The following is a 1647-nucleotide window of genomic DNA, read 5'->3' on the forward strand; positions in this document are numbered from 1 at the left end:
TCGGCCCATGGCATGTCGGCGCCCTTCGGGCGTGACGATCGCCGCAACCACCGGGCCCGCTTTGTTCAAGAAGATCCTGTCGGTCGGCGGCTGGACCCTTGTCTCCCGCGTCACCGGTTTCCTCCGCGACCTCGTCATGGCCGCCGTGCTCGGCGGGGGGCCTGTGGCCGACGCCTTCGTCGTCGCCTTCCGGCTGCCGAATCACTTCCGCGCCATCTTCGGCGAGGGCGCCTTCAACTCCGCCTTCGTGCCGACCTATGGCGGCCTGCGCGAGAAGGCGGGCGATCTCGCCGCGAAGCTCTTCGCCGACCGCATCATGGCGCTGATGATCGCGATCCAGGCGGCGATCCTGGCCGCCGCGACCCTGTGGACTCCCTCCCTCGTCGGCCTTCTCGCGCCGGGCCTGCCGCCGGAGACATTCACCCTTGCGGTCGCCCTGACGCGGATCACCTTTCCCTATCTCTTCTTCATCACGCTGGTGACGCTGATCTCGGGGGTGCTCAACGCGCATGACCGCTTCTGGGCCGCCGCCGCCGCCCCGGTCCTGCTGAACCTCTCCATGGTCGCGGCGCTCCTCTGCGCCTTCCTGTTCCCGAGCGCCGGCTACGCGGCGGCCTGGGGCGTATCGGTCTCGGGGCTGCTGCAACTGCTTCTCGTCTGGTCCGATGCCTCGCGCGCCCGCATCGCGCCCAAGCCCGCCATGCCGAGGCGCGGGGCCGGGATGGGGCGCTTCTTCAAGCTTCTCGGTCCCGCCGTCGTGGGCTCGGCCGGGGTCCAGCTCGCCATGTTCGCCGACACGATCATCGCCTCCTCGCTGCCGACGGGCGCGCTCTCGGCCCTCTATTACGCCGAGCGCCTCTACCAGCTTCCGCTCGGCGTCGTCGGCATCGCGGCCGGGACGGTGCTCCTTCCCGAGATGACCCGCCGTATCGCGGCCGGCGACGTCGCGGGAGCCCATGCGGCCCAGAACCGCGCCGTCGGCCTCACCCTGGCCCTCGCGGCGCCCTGCGCGGTCGCCTTCGTCGTCCTGCCCGATCTCATCCTCGGCGCCCTGTTCCGGCGCGGCGCCTTCGACGCCGCCGCGGTGCAGCGCTCGGCCGCGGTGCTGGCGGCCTATGCGATCGCGCTTCCGGCTTCCGTCATCCTGCGGTCGGTCACGGCGAGCTTCTATTCCCGCCAGGACACGGCCACCCCGCTCTGGGCCTCCTTCGCCGGCTACGCGGTCAATATCGCGCTCAAGATCCTTCTCATCGGACGCTTCGGCGTCGTCGGGCTCGCGCTCGCGACCTCGGTCGGCGCCTGGACCAACGTCGTCATCCTCTGGGTGCTCGCGCTGAGGCGGGGCTTCGCCGGGCCCTCGCGCGCCCTGCTCCTGACCCTCGCGGCGATCGCCGCCGGCTGCGCCGTCCTCGCCCTGCTCGGCCTGTTCGGGCGCGGGCCCGCCGAGGCGTGGATCGCTCCCGTGGCCGGGCGCTTCACCGAGCTTGCGACGCTCGCGGTGCTGGGGCTCGCGGGGCTTCTCGCCTATGGCGTGGTCCTGCTCGGCCTCATGCGCGTCTCGGGAGTGCCGCTCCGGCGCTGAGAGCCCGCATTACCTTCCGCCGTAGGGGCCGCCTCCGGCGCGCGTGCGGACATAGGCGCGCAGCG

At 72.1% G+C, this 1647-nt stretch carries 1 protein-coding gene; it reads left to right on the forward strand.

The annotated features are described in order from the left end of the window. Window positions 1-61 precede the first annotated feature (61 nt). Entirely contained in the window at window positions 62-1582 is a 1521-nt protein-coding gene (gene murJ, locus PKD06_RS10610; protein WP_324380146.1) for a murein biosynthesis integral membrane protein MurJ, read from the forward strand. Window positions 1583-1647: the final 65 nt, after the last annotated feature.

The organism is Enterovirga sp. (assembly GCF_035325185.1).
Lineage (GTDB): Bacteria > Pseudomonadota > Alphaproteobacteria > Rhizobiales > Beijerinckiaceae > Enterovirga.